The sequence below is a fragment of the Pseudomonas sp. 05T35 genome (genome assembly GCF_056396605.1).
The window spans coordinates 1-2,629 of record NZ_JBFTLU010000545.1 but is presented as its reverse complement, the minus strand read 5'-3'; the positions used below and the strand labels follow the sequence as shown (position 1 = coordinate 2,629).

The 2,629-nt window shown below is 61.5% G+C and carries 3 protein-coding genes and 2 pseudogenes; 3 read left to right on the top strand and 2 right to left on the bottom strand.

Features of this window, described 5'->3' with window-relative positions:
- The 3 genes and pseudogenes from AC1DH9_RS26935 to AC1DH9_RS26925 all read left to right on the top strand — a co-directional run.
- Positions 1–188: pseudogene (locus AC1DH9_RS26935) on the top strand (amino acid ABC transporter permease); the annotation flags it as partial.
- A gap of 12 nt (positions 189–200) precedes the next feature.
- Positions 201–1,319 carry a succinylglutamate desuccinylase/aspartoacylase family protein gene (locus tag AC1DH9_RS26930; protein WP_427536908.1) on the top strand — a complete coding sequence of 373 codons (1,119 nt, stop codon included), beginning with the start codon at positions 201–203 and terminating at the stop codon, positions 1,317–1,319.
- A gap of 13 nt (positions 1,320–1,332) precedes the next feature.
- The gene (locus AC1DH9_RS26925; protein WP_019692151.1) at positions 1,333–2,097 is read left to right on the top strand and encodes an ABC transporter ATP-binding protein; all 765 of its coding nucleotides are present in this window, start codon (positions 1,333–1,335) and stop codon (positions 2,095–2,097) included.
- 142 nt (positions 2,098–2,239) lie between these two features.
- Here AC1DH9_RS26925 and AC1DH9_RS26920 read toward each other — a convergent pair whose 3' ends face one another.
- Together AC1DH9_RS26920 and dcd are read right to left on the bottom strand one after the other, a co-directional pair.
- Positions 2,240–2,458 carry a hypothetical protein gene (locus AC1DH9_RS26920; RefSeq protein ID WP_427533514.1) on the bottom strand — a complete coding sequence of 73 codons (219 nt, stop codon included), beginning with the start codon at positions 2,456–2,458 and terminating at the stop codon, positions 2,240–2,242.
- Between the two features lie 107 nt (positions 2,459–2,565).
- Positions 2,566–2,629: pseudogene (dcd, locus tag AC1DH9_RS26915) on the bottom strand (dCTP deaminase); the annotation flags it as partial.

Here is a 2,629-nt window from a genome sequence, read left to right as displayed (position 1 = left end):
CAGTAGCCTTCACCGCCACCGTCCCGGACGTTCTGAAAGTCGCTCGCGATGCCAACTCCGCGACCTTCCTGACCTTTCAGTCGTTCGGCATTGCTGCGCTGATTTACCTGACCGTCACCTTTGCGCTGGTCGGCCTGTTCCGACTGGCCGAACGCCGATGGCTGGCGTTCCTCGGGCCGACTCACTAGGATTTTTTGCAAATGCGCCACCAGATCCATGACCTGCTTGCCCCACTGCCGGGCACCGCACGACAGATCCACAGCTTCCACTTCGGCCCGACCCAGGCCAAAGGCAAGATCTACATCCAGTCCTCGCTGCACGCCGACGAAATGCCCGGCATGCTGGTGGCCTGGCACCTCAAGCTGCGTTTGGCGGAGCTCGAAGCCGCCGGCCGTCTGCGCAGCGAGATCGTACTGGTGCCCGTGGCCAACCCGATTGGCCTCGAACAAGTGCTGATGGACGTGCCACTGGGTCGCTACGAACTGGAAAGCGGACAGAACTTCAACCGCTGGTTCGTTGACCTCGGTGAAGAAGTCGGCAACGAGATCGAAGGGCAACTCAACGACGATCCACAACACAACCTTGAGTTGATCCGCAGCAGCCTGCGCAATGCGCTGGCTCGGCAAACCGCCCGCACCCAACTGCAATCCCAGCGCCTGACCCTGCAAACACTGGCCTGCGACGCGGACATGGTGCTGGACCTGCACTGTGATTTCGAAGCGGTTGCACACCTGTACACCACGCCCGAGGCCTGGCCGCAAGTCGAGCCACTGGCGCGCTACATCGGCGCCGAAGCCAGCCTGCTGGCCACCGACTCCGGCGGTCATTCGTTCGATGAGTGCTTCACGCTGGTCTGGTGGCAAATGCAGGAGCGCTTCGGTGAGCACTTCGACATTCCGCTGGGCAGCTTCTCGGTGACCGTCGAATTGCGCGGTCAAGGCGACGTCAATCATCCGCTGGCCAGCCTCGATTGCCAGGCACTGATCGACTACCTGGTTCATTTCGGCGCAATCGAAGGTGAAGCCGCGCCCTTGCCCGAACTGCCCTACCCCGCCACTCCACTGGCCGCAGTAGAACCGGTTGCAACCCCGGTCGGCGGCTTGCTGGTGTACAGCGTGCTGCCGGGCGAGTACCTGGAGGCGGGACAACTGATCGCCGAAATCATCGACCCGATCGACGACCGCGTGACCCCGGTTCATTGCGCCAACGCCGGCCTGCTCTACGCCCGTTCGACCCGCCGGATGGCCACCGCAGGCATGGTGATCGCCCATGTTGCAGGCCTCGAAGCCTATCGCACCGGCTACCTACTTTCGCCTTGAGGATGCATGCCCCATGTACAAACTGACCATCGAAGGCCTGCATAAATGCTACGGCACTCATGAAGTGCTCAAAGGTGTTTCGCTCAAGGCCAAGACCGGTGACGTGATCAGCCTGATCGGCGCCAGCGGCTCGGGTAAAAGCACCTTTTTGCGCTGCATCAACTTTCTCGAACAACCCAACGACGGCGCCATGAGCCTGGACGGTCAAGCGATCCGCATGATCAAAGACCCCCATGGCATGCGGGTGGCCGATGAAGCCGAACTGCAACGAATCCGTACCCGACTGGCAATGGTGTTCCAGCACTTCAACCTGTGGAGCCACATGACGGTGCTGGAAAACATCACCATGGCCCCGCGCCGGGTACTGGGTGTCAGCAAGAAAGACGCCGAAGATCGCGCCCGGCGTTATCTGGATAAGGTCGGCCTGGCGGCGCGCGTGGCGGACCAATACCCGGCGTTCCTGTCGGGCGGTCAGCAACAACGAGTGGCCATTGCCCGCGCATTGGCGATGGAGCCGGAAGTCATGCTGTTCGACGAACCGACCTCGGCGCTGGACCCGGAACTGGTGGGTGAAGTGCTCAAGGTGATCCAGGGCCTGGCCGAAGAAGGCCGGACCATGATCATGGTGACCCACGAAATGAGCTTCGCCCGCAAAGTCTCGAATCAGGTGCTGTTCCTGCATCAGGGGCTGGTAGAGGAGGAAGGCGCGCCTGAAGACGTGCTGGGTAACCCGAAGAGCGAACGCCTCAAGCAATTCCTCAGCGGCAACCTCAAGTAACCCCAGATTCCGTAGGAGCGTGGCTTGCCCTCGATGGGGCAACGCGATTTATCTGATAACCCGCGTTATCGTCCATCGCGGGTAAGCCACGCTCCCACAGGGATCAAACCAACCTCGGGCCGTTGAATTTCGATGCGGGAAATCAGGCAACCGGCGCCGGAGGCGGCTTATCCGGCAAGGTGGGTTCGCCAGGCTCGCCAGGTTCGGTCGGTTGTTCGTTCGGGGTATCGGGGTCGGGCTGACCAGGGATTCCGCCGGCCTGCGTGACAGGTGGATGCGCCAGCAATGACCAGGCCAGCAGGCCCACTTGATTGGGCTCAAGCCTTGCCAGTTGGGCACTTATTCGCGGATCGATCTTCATGAAGCACTCCTGAGCGATGGCCCGATGCACCTTGCGCGCATCGGAGCAGTACACCCCATAGAGTGTACGCCCGCCCAGGAATTCCAACGACTTGTCAGACGGCTGACTCAGGTACGCGGCAGCGTCACGCCACGCTGCCCCTGGTACTTGCCGCCACGGTCCTTATAAGAC